The following is a 19,937-nucleotide window of genomic DNA, read 5'->3' as shown; positions in this document are numbered from 1 at the left end:
CCGCGTGACGGCTCCAGCGCGTCCCGTACCGCCTGCCGCGCTCCCGTACCGCCTACCGCGTGACGGTTCCGCCGCCGCCCTTCACCGCCCCGTCGCCGTCCGGCCCGCCCTCCGGGAACGGCCAGTTCTTCGGCGCCCGGTCCGCTACGGGCCGCCCCTTCCCGTCCACCACCGCGCGGTCCCCGAGCGGCTCCGCCAGCCGCGCGGTCAGCTCATGCCGCTTCAGCATGAGCACACACGCCTTCTTCTCGTTCACGCTCTCCGTCACCCGGACCACCACCGTGCCCGCGCGCGGTTCGGCACCGGCCGTGAGATCGCCGCACACCCCGGCGAGGACGTGCAGGACCAGTTCCCGGCCGTCCTTCCGGGTCTCGTACCACGCGACCTCCTTGTCCACCGTGGTCCTGGCACCGTCCGGCTTCTCCTCGCCGCCGCTCTTCCCCGGGTCCGCCAGATGCCTCGGGTCGACCGCCGGATACGTCACCGTGTACGGCTCCCCGGACCCCTTCGGCCGCACCTCGAACAGCCATGACGGGACGAGCGCGGGACGGCTGTCCGCGAGCCGCACCGCCAGCCCGAACTCCGCGCCCGTCACCGTCAGCGGCTCACGGGCCTTCGCCGCCCCGCCGTCCCCGCACGCCACCGACGGGTCGTCCTGGTGCGGCACGGGGTCCGCGCAGCCGCCGATACCGACCCGTCCGCCACCCTGCTGGTTCAGCAGTTCGAGTGCCTTCCGGGCGCTGATCACCGGGTAACGGTCACCCGCGCGCGGCTCCCCGAGATGACCGCTCGCCCGGACGACCTCCCCCGTGGGGCCGACCTGGACCCCCGTGGACCAGCCGAATGTCGGCAGCCCGCCCACCCGGGGAGCCGCGTTCACCACCCGGGCCGAACCCATGACCTGGCGTGCGTCGAGCTTCGCGTCGTCCTGGCCGAGTGCCTTCAGGACCGGGGCGGCGGCGCTCTTCGCGGCCCGCTCACCGATCGGCGCGGTGTCCCCCGACATACGGTCCGCGCCGCCGTCCGTGCACTTGGCGGTGGCGCCGCAGCCGTCCGGCCCGGCCGCGTACCGCTGGAACGTCCAGGTGCCCCCGCCGTCCCGCGCCGCCTGGAGCGACGGACCCGAACCGTCCTTCGGGGTGCCCACCCGCCAGGTCTCCCCGCTGAGCCGGGGTGTGCCCGGCACCCCCAGCGCCTCGGCGAGCCGCCGTACCTCGCCCGCGGTCACCTCCGCGTCCGGCCGGTGCACCGCCGCCGTGCCCGGACCCCGCGGCAGCTCACCGCGCGCCCGGTACAGCGGTCCGCCCGGGTCGGGCTCACCCGGGGCGATCCCCGGGTCACCGCCCGGGTCGCCGCCCGGCCCGTCGAGCGCGAGCGGTGGGGGAGCGGCGTCGTCACCGGGGGCCGTGACCCCCTCCCCGCGGTCCCGCTGCGCGTCCCCGGACGCGGCCACCGCGAGATACGTGCCACCGCCCCCGGCCAGCAGCACCGCGGCCGTCACGGACACCACCACGGGTGAACGGCGCCACGCGCCCCGGGGCGCGGCGCCCCGGTCCGTGCCGCCGGGTCCGTCGGGGTCGACCGGATTGGTGGTCACCGCATCGCTCCTCAGTCCGCGCCGCGCCCGTGTCCCGGCCACGGCGGTACGTCGTCCAACTCCCCCTCGCGGGGACAGCGGTGGGACGTGGGGAGGGCGCGTACGGTTCCCTCCGGGGCGGTGTTCACCCGGGAGGGTGAGCGGAACGGGAAGGGGGCGGGCCCACGCCCGGGGTCAGTCCCCGTACTCCTGTGTCGCGTCCAGCAGCCGGGCCGAGGCGGGCGGGACGACCACCCCGTGGATCAGCGACGGGGACACCGGCACGGCCCCGGCCCGCCGGTCCGCCGGCCAGTGCGGGATCATCCGGGCGCAGTCCCCGCGCAGCGCGGCGAGACCGCCTTCCCTGTCGTACGGAGCGGTGCGACCGATCTGGAGGTTGGTCATACCGGCACCGTAGACGCCCCGAGTCCGGTGAAAAAAGCCCTACTATCCGGTAGTTTCCACCCCTCCGTACGGTTCGGACCGTTGCGATGACCCGGTAGCGTGAAGTGTTCAGTCCTGCCGGGCTCCGGGGCGGCATGCCCTGTGCCAGGCCCACCCAGCCGCCCCCAGTTCCCACAGGAGCGCTTCGCCGTGCGTATCGCAGTCACCGGCTCCATCGCCACCGACCATCTGATGACCTTCCCCGGACGGTTCGCCGACCAGCTCGTCGCAGATCAACTGCACACGGTCTCCCTTTCCTTCCTTGTCGACACCCTCGACGTACGGCGCGGCGGGGTCGGGGCGAACATCGCCTTCGGCATGGGCCAGCTCGGCGCCACCCCTGTCCTGGTCGGCGCCGCCGGTTCGGACTTCGACGAGTACCGCGCGTGGCTCGACCGGCACGGGGTCGACACCGCCTCCGTACGGATCTCCGAGGTGCTGCACACCGCGCGGTTCGTCGTCACCACCGACGCCGACCACAACCAGATCGGCTCCTTCTACACGGGCGCGATGAGCGAGGCCCGGCTGATCGAGCTGAAGGCCGTCGCCGACCGGGTCGGGGGCCTCGACCTCGTCCTCATCGGCGCGGACGACCCCGAGGGGATGCTCCGGCACACCGAGGAGTGCCGCACCCGGGCGATCCCGTTCGCCGCGGACTTCTCCCAGCAGATCGCCCGGATGGACGGCGACGAGATCCGCATACTGCTGGACGGCGCCGCGTTCCTCTTCTCCAACGAGTACGAGAAGGGGCTCATCGAGGCGAAGACCGGCTGGACCGACGAGGAGATCCTCGCGCGGGTCGGGCACCGGGTCACCACGCTGGGCGCGCGGGGCGTGCGGATCGAGCGGGTCGGGCACGACCCCATCGAGGTCGGGGTGCCCGAGGAGAAGGCGAAGGTCGACCCGACGGGGGTCGGCGACGCGTTCCGGGCCGGGTTCCTCTCCGGGCTCGCCTGGGGGGTCGGGCTTGAGCGGGCCGCGCAGGTCGGCTGCATGCTCGCGACGCTGGTCATCGAGACGCTGGGCACGCAGGAGTACGAGCTGAGCCGGGTCCACTTCATGGACCGCTTCACGAAGGCGTATGGCCACGAGGCCGCGCAGGAGGTCGTCCGCCACCTGGCGTAGCCGCCCGGCGGGTGGTCCGGGGGCGCGGTTGCCCGCGCCCCCGGGATGCTGCCCCGATCCGTTCCTCGTCGGGTGCAGGCCGTCCTCGCGCAGTTCCCCGCGCCCCTGGGTTCCTGCTTCGTCCCGTCGGGGTCGGGTGCGGGCGGTTCGTGGGTGCGCAGTTCCCCGCGCCCCTGGATGCTGCCCCTGTTCGTCGTCCGTCGGGTGCGGGCCGGTCCTCGTTCTCGCGCAGTTCCCCGCGCCCCTGAGATGTGCCGCTTGCCCCATCCGGCCGGGTGCGGGCGACCCGCACCCGACCGCGCACGGTACGAGGCGGCCTCCCCAGGGGCGCGGGGAACTGCGCAAAACCACGGGCGACCCGCACGCCACCGGAAAGGGTGAGTCCCGAGGGCCTGGGCCCCACGGGCGACCCGCACCCGACGCGCGCACGGGACGGGGCGGCCTCCTCAGGGGCGCGGGGAACTGCGCACCCCCGTCCGTACCCGCGCGGGAACAAGTACGCCCAGGTGGGGAACCCTAGGGGCGCGGGGAACTGCGCAAAACCACGGGCGACCCGCACGCCACCGGGAAAGGGTGAGTCCCGAGGGCCTGGGCCCCACGAGCGACCCGCACCCCGACCGGGCACGGGACGAGGCGGAACCCAGGGGCGCGGGACGGGGTCAGGCGAGGCGGATCACCTCGTAGGCGGAACCCCGTGCCGCCGGGGTCTCACCCACATAGCGCTGGCCCCGCATCTCGCACCACGCGGGAATGTCCAACCGCGCCGCCTCGTCGTCCGCGAGCACGACGACCGTCCCCCCGACCGGCACCCGCCCGATCACCTTCGCCAGCTCGATCACCGGCAACGGACACCGCTTCCCGAGCGCGTCGACCACCAGCGGCCCGGCCTCCCCGGCGACCTCCGCCGCAGCCTCCTCGGAGCCACCCGCACGGGAAGCCGCACGGGAACCCGCATGGGTGTGCGCACCCAACTTCGCGCGGACCTCCGCCACCACCCCGGGCAGTACGCCGAGGAACCGTTCGACCTCCTCGGCCGTGGTCCCGACGGGCAGCGACACCCGTACGTTGCCCTCGCTGAGCACCCCCATCGCCTTGAGCACATGGCTCGGCGTCAGCGTGCTGCTGGTGCACGACGAGCCGGACGACACGGAGAACCCGGCCCGGTCCAGCTCGGACAGCACGCTCTCGCCGTCCACGTAAAGAGAGGAGAAGGTGACGAGGTGCGGCAGCCGGCGTACCGGATCGCCCACCACCTCCGTGTCCGGCACCAGCAGCGGCACCCGCTCCCGCAGCCGGTCGGTCAGTGCCCGCAGCCGGACTGCCTCCTCGGCCGCCGCGCCCTGGACCGCCCGCAGCGACGCCGCCGCCGCGACGATCGCCGGGATGTTCTCGAACCCGGGCGCCCGCCCGGACTCCCGCTCGTCCACCGGCCCGCGCACCGCGAACCGCGCCCCCTTGCGCACCACCAGCAGCCCCACCCCGGCCGGACCGCCCCACTTGTGCGCGCTGCCGGTCAGCAGGGACCATCCGCCGGGCACCGGCCCCCAGCCGAGGGACTGCGCCGCGTCCACCAGCAGCGGCACCCCGGCCGCCCGGCAGCTCTCCGCGACCTCCGCCACCGGCTGCTCCGTGCCCACCTCGTGGTTCGCCGACTGGAGACAGGCCAGCGCGGTGTCCGTACGCAGGGCCGTCCCGTAGGTGTCCGCGTCGACCGCGCCCGTCCGGCCGACCGGGACCCGGCTCACGGAACCGCCGGCCGCCTCGTGCGCCTCGGCCGCGTGCAGTACGGAGGAGTGCTCGACCGCCGACACCACCAGATGGCCCCCGACACGGCGGCGCCCGGCGAGGGCCCCGGCGACACCCGAATGCACGGCCCGGGTGCCCGAGGAGGTGAACACCAGCTCGTCCGGACGGCAGCCCACCGCCTGGGCCGCCGCCTCACGGGCGGCGTCCAGCAGCATCCGGGCCCGCCGCCCCTCGCGGTAGAGCCGGGCGGGGTCGGCCCATCCCTCGTCCAGGGAGGCCTGGAGCGCCTGCCGGGCGACGGGATGCAGCGGAGCGGAGGACGCGGCGTCGAAGTAGGACACGCCCGTACGGTAACCCCTCCGGCACCCCCCGAACGGCTGCCGGAGGGGCCGTCAGAAGCGCCGCCACGCACGCCGATCCACCGCCCCCGCCGGGCCCCGGAACCCCCGGCTCCGTTCGTCGGGCGGCCCCCCGACCAGCGGTGCACCACCCCTTCGGGGAGTCGGGCGGCGCGTTGGGCACCCTCCCCGCGCGACCCCAAATTGCGTCCAGTAGGGTTTGGTCCGCATAAACATCCAAACCCCTGCCCGTCGCAGGGCGGCGACCGACCTGCGAGAAGGCCGCAGCCGACGCACGGGCGAGACTCCCGGGAAGGCGCTACGTGAGTCCCAACGGCTCCGACCGCTCGCCGCGGCGCCCGATGCGGCGGAAGCTGCTGCAGGCACTGACTGCGGGCCTGGTCCTGGCAACCGCCACCGGTTGCACATACAAGGACTTCCCCCGCCTTGGTATGCCCACTCCGACCACCGAAGAGGGTCCCCGCATCCTCTCCCTGTGGCAGGGCTCGTGGGCCGCCGCGCTCGCCGTCGGCGTATTGGTGTGGGGCCTGATCCTGTGGAGTGTCTTCTTCCACCGGCGCAGCCGCTCCAAGGTCGAAGTTCCCCCGCAGACCCGGTACAACATGCCCCTTGAGGCGTTGTACACCGTGGTTCCGATCCTCATCGTCTCGGTGTTCTTCTACTTCACCGCCCGCGACGAGTCGAAGCTGCTCGAACTCCAGGACAAGCCTCCCCACATCGTGAACGTGGTCGGCTTCCAGTGGAGCTGGGCCTTCAACTACATCGAGCAGGTTCCGGGCTCGACGGGTGACGCGAAGACCGACAAGAACCTGAAGGCGATCCCCGACCGCTTCGTGGAGGACTTCCCGGAGAACGCGGGCGGCGTCTACGACGTCGGCGTTCCCGGTACCCGTAACCCCCAGACGGGCAACCCCGGCCCGACCCTCGTGCTCCCCAAGGGGGAGAGGGTCCGCTTCGTCCTGACCTCTCGTGACGTCATCCACTCCTTCTGGGCGGTGCCGTTCCTGATGAAGATGGACGTCATCCCGGGCCACACCAACGCCTTCGAGGTGACCCCCAGCAGGGAGGGCACCATGATGGGCAAGTGCGCCGAGCTGTGCGGCACGGACCACTCCCGCATGCTCTTCAACGTCAAGATCGTCTCTCCCGAGCGCTATCAGGAGCACCTGAAGGAGCTCGCCGAGAAGGGGCAGACCGGTTACGTCCCGGCCGGCATCGAGCAGACGAAGCACGAGAAGAACCGGGAGACGAACAACCTGTGAGCATCCTCAATGAACCTCAGGGTGCCGCCACGGCCGACGACTCGTACGAGAACGAGCTACCGGTCCGGCGCAAGCAGCCCGGCAACGTCGTGATCAAGTGGCTCACCACCACCGACCACAAGACCATCGGTACGCTCTACCTGGTCACCTCGTTCGTCTTCTTCTGCGTCGGCGGCGTCATGGCGCTGTTCATGCGCGCCGAGCTCGCCCGTCCCGGCACGCAGATCATGTCGAACGAGCAGTTCAACCAGGCGTTCACGATGCACGGCACGATCATGCTGCTGATGTTCGCGACGCCGCTGTTCGCGGGCTTCGCGAACTGGATCATGCCGCTCCAGATCGGTGCCCCCGACGTCGCGTTCCCGCGGCTGAACATGTTCGCCTACTGGCTGTACCTGTTCGGCTCGCTCATCGCGGTCGCGGGCTTCCTGACCCCGAACGGCGCGGCCGACTTCGGCTGGTTCGCCTACTCGCCGCTGTCCGACTCGGTCCGCTCGCCGGGCGTCGGAGCGGACATGTGGATCATGGGTCTGGCCTTCTCCGGCTTCGGCACGATCCTCGGCTCGGTCAACTTCATCACCACCATCATCTGCATGCGCGCTCCCGGCATGACGATGTTCCGGATGCCGATCTTCACGTGGAACGTGCTGCTGACCGGTGTGCTGGTCCTGCTCGCCTTCCCCGTGCTCGCCGCCGCGCTCTTCGCGCTGGAGGCCGACCGGAAATTCGGTGCGCAGATCTTCGATCCCGCGAATGGCGGGGCGCTGCTGTGGCAACACCTCTTCTGGTTCTTCGGCCATCCCGAGGTGTACATCATCGCTCTGCCGTTCTTCGGCATCATTTCCGAAGTACTGCCCGTATTCAGCCGTAAGCCGATGTTCGGCTATTCCGGCCTGATCGGCGCGACCATTGCCATTGCCGGTCTTTCGGTCACGGTGTGGGCGCACCACATGTATGTCACCGGTGGCGTACTCCTGCCGTTCTTCTCCTTCATGACGTTCCTCATCGCCGTTCCGACCGGTGTGAAGTTCTTCAACTGGATCGGCACGATGTGGAAGGGCTCGCTGTCCTTCGAGACACCGATGCTCTGGGCGATCGGCTTCCTGATCACCTTCACCTTCGGTGGTCTGACGGGCGTCATCCTGGCCTCGCCGCCGCTGGACTTCCACGTCTCCGACTCGTACTTCGTCGTCGCGCACTTCCACTACGTCATCTTCGGCACCGTGGTCTTCGCGATGTTCGCCGGCTTCCACTTCTGGTGGCCGAAGTTCACCGGAAAGATGCTGGACGAGCGGCTCGGCAAGATCACCTTCTGGACGCTGTTCATCGGATTCCACGGCACCTTCCTGGTCCAGCACTGGCTGGGCGCCGAGGGCATGGCACGCCGCTACGCGGACTACCTGGACGCGGACGGCTTCACCGCCCTGAACACGATCTCCACGATCAGCTCGTTCCTGCTCGGTCTGTCGATGCTGCCGTTCTTCTACAACGTGTGGAAGACCGCCAAGTACGGCAAGAAGGTCGAGGTCGACGACCCGTGGGGTTACGGCCGCTCCCTGGAGTGGGCGACGTCCTGCCCGCCGCCCCGGCACAACTTCCTCACCCTGCCGCGTATTCGTTCCGAATCCCCGGCGTTCGATCTGCATCACCCGGAGATCGCCGCGCTCGACCAGCTGGAGAACGCGGGCGGGCACCTCGGCCCCGGTTCCGGTGAGGCGCTGGCCGGCGGCAAGGAGGCCGGCAAGTGAAGATCCAGGGCAAGATGTTCATCTGGCTGAGCGTCTTCGTGCTCGTCATGGCGATCGTCTATGGCGTGTGGTCGAAGGAGCCGGCCGGTACCACGGCGCTCTTCCTGACCTTCGGCCTGTGCATCATGATCGGCTACTACCTGGCCTTCACGGCCAAGCGGGTCGACGTGGGCGCGCAGGACAACAAGGAGGCCGATGTCGCGGACGACGCCGGTGAGGTGGGCTTCTTCAGCCCGCACAGCTGGCAGCCGCTCGCTCTCGCCGTCGGTGGCGCGTTCGCGTTCTGCGGAGTCATCTTCGGCTGGTGGCTGCTGTACTTCTCGCTGCCGATCCTGCTGATCGGTCTGTGGGGCTGGGTCTTCGAGTACTACCAGGGCGAGAACCAGAACCAGTAGCACGCGGCCTGGGCCGTAAGGGACCCGGACACTCCTCACGGAGGGTCCGGGTCCTTCTCCTTGCCCCGGACGCAGTAACGGACGCCCCCCGGACGGCCCACCCACCGCGCCCGCGAGGTGAGTCGTTCCTAGGCTCGGCCCATGAGCAACTCACCGCGAACCCGCACGGTTCTGAGCTGCACGCTGGTGGCCGCCCTCGGCGCGGGCGCCACCGCTTGCGGCGGTCGCCCGGACCACCCGCTGTCGGCCGCGCCGTACGACGCGGCGAGCCAGGTGGTCTTCAACAACTCCTCGGGCACCGGCAAGGTGGACCCGGACCAGCCGCTGGAGATCATCTCCAAGGGCGGCAAACAGGGCCGCATCACCGATGTGACGGCCACCGACGCCGCCGGCCGCTTCGTCGCCGGCCGGCTCGCCGCCGACGGCACCCGCTGGCACACCACCACCCCCCTGGCCGCCGGGGAGCACTACACCGTACGGGTGAGCACCGAGAACACCGACGGCTCACCCGGCCGCAAGGTCCTGGCCTTCGACACCGGGGTGCCCAGCAAGAAGCGCGAACTGGAGGTCACGTTCGGCCCCGAGGAGGGCAAGTACGGCGTGGGCCAGCCCATCATCGCGGAGCTGAGCGAGGAGGTCACCGACAAGGCGACCCGCGTCACCATCGAGCGCGGTCTGCGGGTGGAATCCCAGCCCTCCGTCGAGGGCTCCTGGTACTGGGTCGACGACCAGACCCTGCACTACCGGCCCAAGGAGTACTGGCCCGTCAACGCCTCCGTACGGGCCCACAGCAACCTCAAGGGCATCAAGCTCGGCGAGCGGCTCTGGGGCGGCAACAGCGCGGATCTGAAGATCACCACGGGCGACCGGATCGTCGCCGTCACCGACGCCTCCGCGCACACGATGACGGTCTACCGCAACGGTGAGGAGATCAACACGATCCCCGTCACCACCGGCAAGCCCGGCTTCGAGACCCGCAACGGCATCAAGGTGGTGCTCGGCAAGGAGTACTTCGTACGGATGCGCGGGACCAGCGTCGGCATCGCCGAAGGCACCTCGGAGTCGTACAACCTGCCCGTGTACTACGCCACCCGCGTCACCTGGAGCGGGGAGTACGTCCACGCGGCGCCCTGGTCGGTGAGCTCCCACGGCTCCGCCAACGTCAGCCACGGATGCACCGGGATGAGTACCGGCAACGCCGCCTGGTTCTACGAGACCATCAGCCAGGGCGACCTCGTCAAGGTCGTCAACAGCTACGGCGACGACATGAACGCCTTCGGCAACGGCTACGGGGACTGGAACCTCGACTGGGACGAATGGCAGGAGGGCAGCGCCGCCATCGGCAACCCCGCGAAGCGGACCCCGCCGGCCACCCAGCTCGCCCGGCTGCGCCCGCAGGTCTGATCCGGCGGCGCGTACCGTCCGGCCTCCGACACGCCCGGGGGCCGGACCGGCACGAAGGGGCGACGGGCAAGCGGGTGACGGGCGAACGGGCGAACGGGTCCGTGGAGTCCGTGCGCGGCCCGTGGAGGGCCTGGCGCGGGCCGGGAGGCGCTACGGCCGCGCCGCGGCCTCCCGTGCCCCTGGCGGGCTATGCCTGGACGGCGAGCCGGGTGCGCAGCAGCCCCGCCAGGGCGTGGGCGAACTCCACCGGCTCCACCGGCAGGGTCACGGCCGCCTCCGCGCGGCTCCAGGTCGCGAGCCACGCGTCCTGCGGGCGCCCGATCAGCAGCAGCACCGGCGGGCACCGGAAGATCTCGTCCTTGATCTGCCGGCAGACACCCATACCGCCCGCCGGGACGGCCTCACCGTCGAGCACACACACGTCGACGCCCCCGCGGTCCAGCTCCTTCAGCACCGCGGGCAGCGTCGCGCACTCGATGAACTGCACCTCGGGCACATCGGTCGCCGGACGGCGCCCCGTCGCCAACCGGACCTGCTCGCGGGTGCCCGCGTCATCGCTGTAGACCAGGACCGTGGCGGTCGGCTGCATTGTTCCTCCGAGTGCTTTGAGGGCCCTGGAGCCTGCCGGGCCCTTGGGGGCGTTGATGCCTGGGACGGGAACCGCTGCCGCGGATGCTACTCCCTCGAACACCTCGTCAACACCGGTTCGGACACCGCCGCGATGGGCCATCCGGGCCGCGTCACGCCCATGGACACACCGAACGGCACCCCCCGGAGTGAGGGCGAGATAAGCGACCGACATAATGTCGGTCGTGGCGACAGCAACGACAGTAGATACCGGGCACGCGCACCCGTCGGTCAATCGGCCGAACCTCACCAGTGTCGGAACCATCATTTGGCTGAGTTCCGAGCTGATGTTCTTCGCGGCCCTCTTCGCGATGTACTTCACCCTGCGATCGGTGACCGGTCCCGACTTCTGGAAGGAACAGGCATCAACCCTGAACCTTCCGTTCTCGGCGACGAACACCACGATCCTGGTGCTCTCCTCCTTCACCTGTCAGCTCGGCGTTTTCGCCGCCGAGCGCGGGGACGTGAAGAAGCTCCGGATGTGGTTCATCGTGACCTTCATGATGGGTGCCATCTTCATCGGTGGTCAGATCTTCGAGTACACGGAGCTGGTCAAGGAGTACGGCCTGACGCTGTCCTCCGACCCGTACGGCTCGGTGTTCTACCTGACCACCGGCTTCCACGGACTGCATGTGACAGGCGGACTGATCGCCTTCCTGCTGGTCCTGGGTCGCACGTACGCGGCCAGAAGGTTCACCCACGAGCAGGCGACCGCCGCGATCGTCGTGTCCTACTACTGGCACTTCGTCGATGTCGTGTGGATCGGCCTCTTCGCCACGATCTACTTGATCAAGTAATCGGGCCGCGCCCACCGAGGGGCGCGTACCGACAACCAGAAGCATCGACGCAGAAGATCCTGACACCGGGGTAATCCGTGAAAAAGCTCTCCGCACGACGACGCCACCCGCTGGCGGCTGTCGTCGTCCTACTCCTCGCGTTGGCGGCCACCGGGGGGCTGTACGCCGCGTTCGCGCCGGCGGACAAGGCGCAGGCCGATGAAACCTCCCAGTCCCTCGCCATCGAGGAGGGCAAGAAGCTGTACGCCGTAGGCTGCGCGAGCTGCCACGGCACCGGCGGTCAGGGCAGTACCGACGGTCCGCCCCTGGCGGGTGTCGGTGCCGCCGCTGTCGACTTCCAGGTCGGTACCGGCCGGATGCCGATGGTGGCGCAGGGTGTCCAGGCGCCTAAGAAGAAGGTCGTCTACACCCAGGCGCAGATCGACCAGCTGGCCGCGTTCGTCAGCTCGCTCGGTGCCGGTCCGAGCATCCCCACCAAGGACCAGTACAGCCCCGAGGGTGCGGACATCGGCAACGGTGGTGAACTGTTCCGCAACAACTGCGCGCAGTGCCACAACTTCACCGGCCAGGGCGGCGCCCTGACCGACGGGAAGTACGCGCCGAAGCTTCAGGGCGTCAGCCAGAAGCACCTCTACGAGGCGATGACCACCGGGCCGCAGAACATGCCCTCCTTCCCCGACACGACCATGCCGGAGAAGGACAAGAAGGACATCATCGCCTACATCAACGCGGTCAACGGTGACAAGACGGTCAACAACGGCGGTCTGACCCTGGGCGGCCTCGGGCCGGTCAGTGAGGGTCTGTTCGCCTGGATCTTCGGTCTCGGCGCCCTGATCGTCGTCGCCATCTGGGTCGCCGCTCGGACCGCAAAGGCCAAGAAGTCATGAGTAGCCAAGACATTCCAGAAGAGAACCTGCCCTCCGCGCAGGACCACGCCCACGGCTCCGTAGCCCTGGCCGACACGGACAATCCCTTCGCGGACCCGGGTCTGCCGCCGCACGAACACCGTGTCCAGGACATCGACGAGCGGGCCGCCAAGCGGTCCGAGCGCACGGTCGCCCTGATGTTCACGCTGTCGATGCTGGGCACGATCGGCTTCATCGTCGCCTATGTGGCGATCCCGGTGGACAAGTCGATCTTCGTCTGGCCGATCGGGCACACCAATGCCCTGAACTTCACCCTCGGCCTCACGCTCGGTGTCTCGCTCTTCCTCATCGGCGCGGGGGCGGTCCACTGGGCCCGCACCCTGATGTCCGATGTCGAGGTCGTCGACGAGCGCCACCCGATCGCCGCGACCCCCGAGGTCAAGGCGAAGGTCATGGCGGACTTCCGGCTGGGTGCCCAGGAGTCGGCGCTGGGCCGCCGCAAGCTGATCCGCAACACGATGTTCGGCGCGCTGGCCCTGTTCCCGCTGTCGGGTGTCGTCCTGCTCGGCGGGCTCGGCCCGGCCCCGGGCACCAAGCTGCGGCACACGCTGTGGTCCAAGGGCAAGCTCCTGGTCAACATGAACACCAATGAGCCGCTGCGTCCCGAGGACGTGACCGTGGGCTCGCTGACGTTCGTGAAGCCCGAGGGTCTTGAGGAGCACGACCACGAGTTCCTGACCGAGATCGCCAAGGCCGCGGTGATGATCATCCGCCTCCAGCCCGGCGACATCAAGGACAAGCAGGAGCTGGCCTGGTCGCACGACGGCATCGTCGCGTACTCCAAGGTCTGCACCCACGTCGGCTGCCCGATCAGCCTGTACGAGCAGCAGACGCATCACGCGCTGTGCCCGTGTCACCAGTCCACCTTCGACCTCGCCGACGGCGCCCGGGTCATCTTCGGCCCCGCCGGTCACGCCCTTCCGCAGCTGCGGATCGGTGTGAACTCGGAGGGCTACCTTGAGGCGCTCAGCGACTTCGACGAGCCTGTCGGTCCGTCCTTCTGGGAGCGCGGATGAGTACCACCACGACGAACGAGAACGAGACCGACCGCAGGGGCAAGGCGCCCGCGGGTGAGCGGGTCGCGGACTGGGCGGACGGCCGGGTGGGGATCTACTCCCTCGCCAAGGCCAACATGCGCAAGGTCTTCCCCGACCACTGGTCGTTCATGCTGGGCGAGGTCTGCCTCTACAGCTTCATCATCATCATCCTCACGGGTGTGTATCTGACGCTGTTCTTCCACCCGTCGATGAACGAGGTGGAGTACCACGGCCCCTACGTCCCGCTCCAGGGACAGCTGGTGTCCGAGGCGTTCAACTCGACCATGAAGATCTCCTTCGAGGTCCGCGGCGGTCTGCTGATCCGGCAGATCCACCACTGGGCCGCGCTGATCTTCCTGGCCGGCATGTTCGTGCACATGATGCGCGTGTTCTTCACGGGCGCGTTCCGCAAGCCCCGTGAGGTCAACTGGGTCTTCGGCTTCCTGCTGTTCGTCCTCGGGATGTTCACCGGCTTCACCGGCTACTCGCTCCCGGACGACCTGCTGTCGGGCACCGGTGTCCGCTTCATGGAGGGCGCGGTCCTGTCCGTGCCCATCGTGGGTACCTATCTGTCGTTCTTCCTGTTCGGCGGGGAGTTCCCCGGCGTCGACTTCGTGGCCCGGTTCTACTCGGCGCACGTCCTGCTGCTGCCAGGCATCATGCTGGGCCTGATCGTGGCCCACCTGATCCTCGTCGTGTACCACAAGCACACCCAGTTCGCGGGCCCCGGCCGCACCGAGAAGAACGTCGTCGGCATGCCGCTGATGCCGGTCTACATGGCCAAGGCGGGCGGCTACTTCTTCCTCGTCTTCGGTGTCATCTCGGTCATCGCCGCGCTCGTCAGCCTCAACCCGATCTGGGTGCTCGGCCCCTACCGGCCGGACATGGTCTCCACCGGAGCCCAGCCGGACTGGTACATGGGCTTCTCCGAGGGCCTGATCCGGGTGATGCCCGGCTGGGAGATCAACTTCGCCGGACACACGCTCGCCCTGGGCGTGTTCATCCCGCTGATGGTCTTCCCGCTGGTCCTGGTCGCGATCGCGGTCTACCCGTTCATCGAGTCCTGGGTCACCGGCGACAAGCGCGAGCACCACATCCTGGACCGCCCGCGCAACGCCCCGACCCGTACCGGTGTCGGTGTCGCCTGGATCACCTGGTACGTGATCATGCTGATCGGCGGTGGCAACGACCTCGTCGCCACGCACTTCCATCTGTCGATCAACTCGATCACCTGGTTCGTCCGTATCGCGTTCTTCGTGGGACCGGTCCTCGCCTTCATCATCACCAAGCGGATCTGTCTCGGCCTCCAGCGCCGCGACCGGGACAAGGTGCTGCACGGCCGCGAGACCGGCATCATCAAGCGCCTGCCGCACGGTGAGTTCATCGAGGTCCACGAGCCCCTCAACCAGGAGGCGCTCCACACCCTCACGGCGCACGAGCAGTACAAGCCCGCGGAGATCGGCCCGCTCGTCGACGAGAACGGCGTCAAGCGCAAGGTCTCCCCGGTGGAGAAGCTGCGCGCGAAGCTCTCGAAGGGCTACTACGGGGAGCAGGGGCAGATCGAGAAGCCCTCCGTGGAGGAGTACAAGGAGATCAGCGAGGGCCACGGCCACCACTGATCCCCACGGCCCGGGGCCCCGCGCGGGGGTCCCGGTGGTCGCCACCCGAGGAGTCCCGTCCATTGCCCGGACGGGGCTCTTCGCCGTTCCCGGGGCTGGATAGGGTGGAGGGTGACCGGCCCGGCCGGTTCCCCTACGCGGACGCGCAGGCGCGTCCGCCCGCCGACTCGGCCCGGCGGGCGCCCCCGGCGTCCGCACGGCCAGGAACCCAGGAGCGACCATGAGCGCTGTGCCCCCCGTTGGAGGCGACACCACGGCGGGCCGTTCCTGGCCCCAGGTGCTGAACGCGCTGCTGTCCGGTGAGGACCAGGCCGCCGACGCGACCTCCTGGGCCATGGACCGCATCCTGCGCGGTGAGGCCAGCGACGCCCAGATCGCGGGCTTCGCGGTCGCGCTGCGGGCCAAGGGCGAGACCGTGGAGGAGCTGACCGGGCTCGTCCGCACGATGTACGAGCACGCCCGGCTGATCGACGTGCCCGGCCCGAGCGTCGACATCGTCGGCACCGGCGGGGACGGCGCCCGGACGGTGAACATCTCCACGATGTCCGCGATCGTCGTCGCCGGCACGGGGGCGAAGGTCGTCAAGCACGGGAGCCGGGCCGCGTCCTCCGCGAGCGGCGCCTCGGACGTGCTGGAGAAGCTGGGCGTCAATCTGGAGCTGTCGCCCGAGCGGGTCGTCGAGGTCGCCGAGGAGGCGGGCATCACCTTCTGCTTCGCGGTGAAGTTCCACCCCGCGCTGCGCAATGTCGCCCTCGCCCGCCGGGACCTCGGCATCCGTACGGTCTTCAACTTCCTGGGGCCGCTGACCAACCCGGCGCGGGTCATGGCGCAGGCGACCGGCGTCGCGGACGCCCGGATGGCGCCGATCATGGCCGGGGTGCTCGCCGAGCGGGGTTCGTCCGCGCTGGTGTTCCGCGGGGACGACGGGCTGGACGAGCTGACCACCACCGCCACCTCGAAGGTATGGGTGGTACGCGGCGGGGCGGTCGCGGAGCACGCGTTCGACCCGCGGGACGTGGGGCTCGACCTGGTGCCGGTCGAGGCGCTGCGGGGCGCGGACGCGTCGTACAACGCGGATGTCGCGCGGCGGTTGCTGGCGGGGGAGACCGGGCCGGTACGGGACGCGGTCCTGCTGAACTCCGCGGCGGCGCTGGTGGCGTTGGCGCCGGGTGCGGGGGCGCTGGAGGAGCAGCTCCGGGCGGGGATCGCGCGGGCCGCGGAGGCGGTTGATTCCGGGGCGGCGCGGCGTGTGCTTGAGCGATGGGTCGCGGCGAGCCAGTAGCCCCGGCCGTCCCCCGCAGGTCGCCTTCGCTCGCGCCCCTGGGTTGCCTGTGCTGGGCGTACCTGTTCCTGTGCCGTCGCTCGGTGGGTGCGCAGTTCCTCGCGCCCCTGGGCACTCGGGGCTGGGCGCGCTTGTTCCTGTGCTGTCGCTCGGTGGTTTCGCGCAGTTCCCCGCGCCCCTGGGGTTCCACACCTGGGCGTACTTGTTCCTGTGCGGGTCGGACGGGGGTGCGCAGTTCCCCGCGCCCCTGAAGGGGCGCCCAACTGAGGCTGGCCCTCGGGTGCGGGTGGCCCCCCCCGCGCCCCTTTCGGGGCTCCGCTTTCGGTGGTGGGGCCCGCAGGCGGCGGGCTGCCGTGAGGGGCGCGATCAAGGGGCGCGGGGAACTGCGCAACACCCCGGAGTGCCCGCACGGGAACAAGTGCGCCGGGCCGGACGGACCCAGGGGCGCGAGGAACCGCGCCCCATGTCGGTACCTGTACGGGGAACAAGTACGTCCAGGTGGGAGTACCCGGGGGCGCGGGGAACTGCGCGAAGGCAGGGGGAGGCCGAACGGGGACAGGGGCCCGAGGGGGTGGGACCTCGGAAGCGCGAGCGAAGGCGACCCGTTTACGGCGCGGCGATCTTCTGGCATGATTCTGCGCAGGTCATGAGTGACAGCGCATCGGCCCCGGCTTGCTGTCCGGCAACCCTCCGTCCGTGGCGGGGTGCCCCGGGTGAAGACCAGGTCGTAGGCAGCGAGGTCTACGGCAAGCGCGGACCCCTCGCGTCTCCAGGGGTCCTGGTCGTCGAGGGAGCGGTCTCGTGAGCAAGCGAATGCGATAGGGCGCAGCGCCCCACCCCCGGGCACGCCCGCACCGGTGTGCACTTCTCCTTTCCCACGCCGTCCCGTACACGGGACACCCGTACCGCCATGCCCTCCCGCGAGGGCGTCCGTACCGGTTCCCGTTCCACCGCCCGTTCGTGCGCGGTGTCCTCGGCGTGGTCCCCCGCATCTGCCGCATCAGGGAGTTCGTCATGTCCGCAGCCGTCACCCCGACCACCACCGCTGCTGTCACCGACCCGTCCGACCCGGCCTGCCTGGCCCCGCTGCCCGTTCTCGGGCGGGAGGTGAGCGTCCCGCTGGTGACCGGCGGCGAGGTCACCTACGCGGCCCTCGACTACGCGGCGAGCGCCCCCGCGCTCCAGCGGGTGTGGGACGACGTCGCCGCCTACGCCCCGTACTACGGCAGTGTGCACCGGGGCGCCGGCTACCTCTCGCAGCTCTCGACCGACCTGTTCGAGAACGCGCGGGAGACCGTCGCCTCGTTCCTCGGCTGCCGTGCGGGTGACCAGGTCGTCTTCACCCGCTCCACCACCGACTCGCTCAATCTGCTCGCCGCCGCCCTGCCCGCCGGGTGCGAGGTCTTCGTGTTCGAGACGGAGCACCACGCGTCGCTGCTGCCCTGGCGCGACGCCCGGGTCACCTACCTCGACGCGCCGCGCACCCCCGCCGACGCCGTGACGACCCTGGAGCGGGCGCTCGCCGACCGGGACCCGTACGGTCCGGCCCTGGTGTGTGTGACGGGTGCGTCGAACGTGACCGGTGAGCTGTGGCCCGTCCGGGAGCTGGCCGCCGCCGCGCACGCGCACGGCGCGCGGATCGTGCTGGACGCCGCGCAGCTCGCGCCCCATCACCCGGTGTCGGTGGCCGAACTCGACGTCGACTGGATCGCGTTCTCCGGGCACAAGCTGTACGCGCCGTTCGGTTCCGGGGTGCTGGCGGGACGCGCCGACTGGCTGCGCGAGGCGGAGCCGTACCTGGCGGGCGGCGGTGCCTCGCGGAAGGTGTCGCGCCGCGCGGACGGGGGAGTGGACGTCGAGTGGCACGACAGCGCCGCGCGCCACGAGGCGGGATCGCCCAATGTGATCGGGGTGTACGCGATCGCCTCCGCGTGCAAGGCGCTCACCGAGGCCGGGTTCGACGATCTGGTGGCCCGTGAGCGGTATCTGATCGGACTGGTGCGCGCCGGGCTCGCCCAGGTGCCCGAGGTGCGGGTGCTGTCGCTGTTCGGGGACGACGCGCCCCGGGTCGGGGTGATCTCGTTCGTGGTGGACGGCTGGAACAGCTCGCACTTCGCGGCGGCCCTGTCCGCCGAGTACGGCATCGGGGTGCGCGACGGACTGTTCTGCGCCCATCCGCTGGTGCGGACCCTGCTGGGCACCGACCCGCAGGACCCGGGCGAGTGCGGTGCCCCGGAGGCCGCGCCGGGCGAACGGTCCCTGAACGCCATCCGGGTCAGCTTCGGCGCGGGCACCCCCGACGAGCATGTGGAGCGGTTCGTACGCGCCGTCAAGGAGCTGGTCGCGGACGGCGCGCGCTGGAACTACCGGACCGAGGACGGGCGCTGCGTACCGGACACGACCGCGTCCGCGTGAGTCCGGCCGCCGCTCAGCCGGGTGCCGATCTGGATCATGCGCAGGGCCCGCTCGGTGGCGTCGGTGAGGAACTCGCCGCCCCGGCCCAGCGCTTCGGTGAGGCTGACCGGCGCGGGCATGATCGAGCCGTACGCGTCGACCCCGATGGCCCGGACCTGGTGGGCGCCCTCGCCGAGGGTGCCGGCGAGCGCGAGGACGGGACGTCCGTACAGCTTGGCGCGGCGGGCGACCTCGGCGGGGACCTTGCCGCGCGGGGTCTGGTGGTCCAGGGCGCCCTCGGCGGTGACGACGAGATCGGCGCGGGCGAGCCGTTCGTCCAGGCCGAGGTGGTCGAGGAGGACGTCGAAGCGGGGCAGCAACCGCGCGCCCAGCGCGGCGAGTCCGGCGCCGAGCCCGCCCGAGGCGCCGGTGCCGGTGCCGTGGAACAGGTCGGTGGTGACGGCGAGATCGCGGGTGAGGACCGTCGCCCAGTGCTCCAGGGCGGCGGCGAGCAGTTCGACCTGCTCGGGGGTCGCGCCCTTCTGCGGGCCGAAGACCCGGGCCACCCCGCGCTCGCCGCACAGTACGTTGAAGGGGTTGCAGGCGACCCGGATCTCGGTGTCGGCCAGCCGGGGGTCGAGGCCGCTGGTGTCGATACGGGCGAGCCGGATCAACGCGGTGCCGCCGGCGGGCAGTTCGCGGCCGTCCGCGTCGAGCAGCCGGGCGCCGAGCGCCTGGAGGGCTCCCGCGCCGCCGTCGGAGGTCCCCGAGTCGCCGCAGCCGACGAGGATACGACGTGCCCCGGTGTCCAGGGCGGCCCCGATCAGTTCCCCGACACCGTAGGTGGTGGTGACGCCCGGGTCCCGCAGATCACGCGGGACGAGCGACAGCCCGGCGACGGCGGCCATCTCCACCACGGCGGTGCCGCCGGTGTCCCCGAGGAGCGCGAAGTGCGTCCCGATCCGTTCCCCCGTGGGGCCGGTGGCCCGCAGCCGCACCAGCTGGCCGCCGGACGCGGTGGCGAGGGCGAGCGCGGTGCCCTCCCCGCCGTCGACGAGCGGTATCAGGTCGATCTCCGCCTCGGGGACGACCCTGCGGACGCCCTCCGCGATGGCCTCGGCTGCGGACTGGGCGGACAGGGACTCCTTGAAACCGCTGGGTGCCACGGCGAATCGGGTCAGCATGGTGGGACTCCT

General features: G+C 70.6%; 16 protein-coding genes and 1 riboswitch. Of the genes, 11 read left to right on the top strand and 5 right to left on the bottom strand.

Annotated elements, in window-relative coordinates:
* Positions 1 to 52 precede the first annotated feature (52 nt).
* Both AB852_RS21975 and AB852_RS21970 read right to left on the bottom strand, forming a co-directional pair.
* Positions 53 to 1,597, bottom strand: coding sequence for a hypothetical protein (locus tag AB852_RS21975; protein WP_073791286.1), 1,545 nt, complete (start codon positions 1,595 to 1,597; stop codon positions 53 to 55).
* 174 nt (positions 1,598 to 1,771) lie between these two features.
* The gene (locus tag AB852_RS21970) at positions 1,772 to 1,981 is read right to left on the bottom strand and encodes a hypothetical protein (protein ID WP_073791284.1); all 210 of its coding nucleotides are present in this window, start codon (positions 1,979 to 1,981) and stop codon (positions 1,772 to 1,774) included.
* Between the two features lie 189 nt (positions 1,982 to 2,170).
* Between AB852_RS21970 and AB852_RS21965 the strand changes: the two genes are divergently transcribed.
* Positions 2,171 to 3,145 carry a carbohydrate kinase family protein gene (locus tag AB852_RS21965; RefSeq protein ID WP_073791281.1) on the top strand — a complete coding sequence of 325 codons (975 nt, stop codon included), beginning with the start codon at positions 2,171 to 2,173 and terminating at the stop codon, positions 3,143 to 3,145.
* 659 nt (positions 3,146 to 3,804) lie between these two features.
* Here AB852_RS21965 and AB852_RS21960 read toward each other — a convergent pair.
* On the bottom strand, positions 3,805 to 5,232 hold the full coding sequence (locus tag AB852_RS21960; RefSeq protein WP_073791279.1) for a cysteine desulfurase/sulfurtransferase TusA family protein: 1,428 nt from the start codon (positions 5,230 to 5,232) through the stop codon (positions 3,805 to 3,807).
* Between the two features lie 320 nt (positions 5,233 to 5,552).
* Between AB852_RS21960 and ctaC the strand changes: the two genes are divergently transcribed.
* From ctaC to AB852_RS21940, 4 genes are all read left to right on the top strand, one after another.
* Complete coding sequence (gene ctaC, locus AB852_RS21955; RefSeq protein WP_073791276.1) at positions 5,553 to 6,512, top strand: aa3-type cytochrome oxidase subunit II; 960 nt, start codon at positions 5,553 to 5,555, stop codon at positions 6,510 to 6,512.
* Positions 6,509 to 8,260 (top strand): aa3-type cytochrome oxidase subunit I, encoded by a 1,752-nt coding sequence (gene ctaD / locus AB852_RS21950; RefSeq protein ID WP_073791274.1) that lies wholly within the window; start codon positions 6,509 to 6,511, stop codon positions 8,258 to 8,260. The genes ctaC and ctaD overlap by 4 nt, the downstream gene beginning before the upstream one ends.
* Positions 8,257 to 8,655, top strand: coding sequence for a cytochrome c oxidase subunit 4 (locus AB852_RS21945; RefSeq protein ID WP_073791271.1), 399 nt, complete (start codon positions 8,257 to 8,259; stop codon positions 8,653 to 8,655). The genes ctaD and AB852_RS21945 overlap by 4 nt, the downstream gene beginning before the upstream one ends.
* 141 nt (positions 8,656 to 8,796) lie before the next feature.
* Positions 8,797 to 10,059: a L,D-transpeptidase gene (locus AB852_RS21940; RefSeq protein WP_073791269.1), complete on the top strand. Its 1,263-nt coding sequence runs from the start codon at positions 8,797 to 8,799 to the stop codon at positions 10,057 to 10,059.
* A gap of 187 nt (positions 10,060 to 10,246) precedes the next feature.
* Here AB852_RS21940 and AB852_RS21935 read toward each other — a convergent pair whose 3' ends face one another.
* On the bottom strand, positions 10,247 to 10,648 hold the full coding sequence (locus AB852_RS21935) for a DNA-binding transcriptional response regulator (protein ID WP_073791266.1): 402 nt from the start codon (positions 10,646 to 10,648) through the stop codon (positions 10,247 to 10,249).
* Between the two features lie 214 nt (positions 10,649 to 10,862).
* On the opposite strand from AB852_RS21935, the gene ctaE reads away from it, so the two are divergent.
* From ctaE to AB852_RS21905, 6 genes are all read left to right on the top strand, one after another.
* Positions 10,863 to 11,483 (top strand): aa3-type cytochrome oxidase subunit III, encoded by a 621-nt coding sequence (gene ctaE, locus AB852_RS21930; protein ID WP_073791263.1) that lies wholly within the window; start codon positions 10,863 to 10,865, stop codon positions 11,481 to 11,483.
* 77 nt (positions 11,484 to 11,560) lie between these two features.
* Positions 11,561 to 12,370 carry a cytochrome bc1 complex diheme cytochrome c subunit gene (gene qcrC, locus AB852_RS21925; RefSeq protein ID WP_073791260.1) on the top strand — a complete coding sequence of 270 codons (810 nt, stop codon included), beginning with the start codon at positions 11,561 to 11,563 and terminating at the stop codon, positions 12,368 to 12,370.
* Positions 12,367 to 13,425 carry a cytochrome bc1 complex Rieske iron-sulfur subunit gene (gene qcrA / locus AB852_RS21920; RefSeq protein WP_073791257.1) on the top strand — a complete coding sequence of 353 codons (1,059 nt, stop codon included), beginning with the start codon at positions 12,367 to 12,369 and terminating at the stop codon, positions 13,423 to 13,425. The genes qcrC and qcrA overlap by 4 nt, the downstream gene beginning before the upstream one ends.
* Positions 13,422 to 15,065: a cytochrome bc1 complex cytochrome b subunit gene (qcrB, locus tag AB852_RS21915; RefSeq protein WP_073791254.1), complete on the top strand. Its 1,644-nt coding sequence runs from the start codon at positions 13,422 to 13,424 to the stop codon at positions 15,063 to 15,065. Before qcrA ends, qcrB begins: the two co-directional genes overlap by 4 nt.
* 220 nt (positions 15,066 to 15,285) lie before the next feature.
* Positions 15,286 to 16,347: an anthranilate phosphoribosyltransferase gene (gene trpD / locus AB852_RS21910; RefSeq protein ID WP_073791251.1), complete on the top strand. Its 1,062-nt coding sequence runs from the start codon at positions 15,286 to 15,288 to the stop codon at positions 16,345 to 16,347.
* Between the two features lie 642 nt (positions 16,348 to 16,989).
* Positions 16,990 to 17,106: riboswitch (SAM riboswitch) on the top strand.
* Positions 17,107 to 17,361: 255 nt separating this feature from the next.
* Complete coding sequence (locus AB852_RS21905; RefSeq protein WP_073791248.1) at positions 17,362 to 18,762, top strand: aminotransferase class V-fold PLP-dependent enzyme; 1,401 nt, start codon at positions 17,362 to 17,364, stop codon at positions 18,760 to 18,762.
* Here AB852_RS21905 and AB852_RS21900 read toward each other — a convergent pair.
* On the bottom strand, positions 18,711 to 19,925 hold the full coding sequence (locus tag AB852_RS21900) for a glycerate kinase family protein (protein ID WP_073791245.1): 1,215 nt from the start codon (positions 19,923 to 19,925) through the stop codon (positions 18,711 to 18,713). The two genes, AB852_RS21905 and AB852_RS21900, sit on opposite strands and share 52 nt — an antisense overlap.
* Between the last annotated feature and the right edge of the window lie 12 nt (positions 19,926 to 19,937).

This window comes from Streptomyces uncialis, from assembly GCF_001905345.1.
Taxonomy (GTDB): Bacteria; Actinomycetota; Actinomycetes; order Streptomycetales; family Streptomycetaceae; genus Streptomyces; species Streptomyces uncialis.
This window is presented reverse-complemented; position numbering and strand designations above follow the sequence as displayed.

Excerpts from the sequence above, each read along its gene's own strand:
- AB852_RS21940 (WP_073791269.1), top strand. The coding sequence starts at position 8,797 with ATGAGCAACTCACCGCGAACCCGCACGGTTCTGAGCTGCACGCTGGTG.
- qcrB (WP_073791254.1), top strand. The coding sequence starts at position 13,422 with ATGAGTACCACCACGACGAACGAGAACGAGACCGACCGCAGGGGCAAG.
- trpD (WP_073791251.1), top strand. The coding sequence starts at position 15,286 with ATGAGCGCTGTGCCCCCCGTTGGAGGCGACACCACGGCGGGCCGTTCC.
- AB852_RS21935 (WP_073791266.1), bottom strand. The coding sequence starts at position 10,648 with ATGCAGCCGACCGCCACGGTCCTGGTCTACAGCGATGACGCGGGCACC.
- AB852_RS21970 (WP_073791284.1), bottom strand. The coding sequence starts at position 1,981 with ATGACCAACCTCCAGATCGGTCGCACCGCTCCGTACGACAGGGAAGGC.
- ctaE (WP_073791263.1), top strand. The coding sequence starts at position 10,863 with ATGTCGGTCGTGGCGACAGCAACGACAGTAGATACCGGGCACGCGCAC.
- AB852_RS21900 (WP_073791245.1), bottom strand. The coding sequence starts at position 19,925 with ATGCTGACCCGATTCGCCGTGGCACCCAGCGGTTTCAAGGAGTCCCTG.
- AB852_RS21905 (WP_073791248.1), top strand. The coding sequence starts at position 17,362 with ATGTCCGCAGCCGTCACCCCGACCACCACCGCTGCTGTCACCGACCCG.
- qcrA (WP_073791257.1), top strand. The coding sequence starts at position 12,367 with ATGAGTAGCCAAGACATTCCAGAAGAGAACCTGCCCTCCGCGCAGGAC.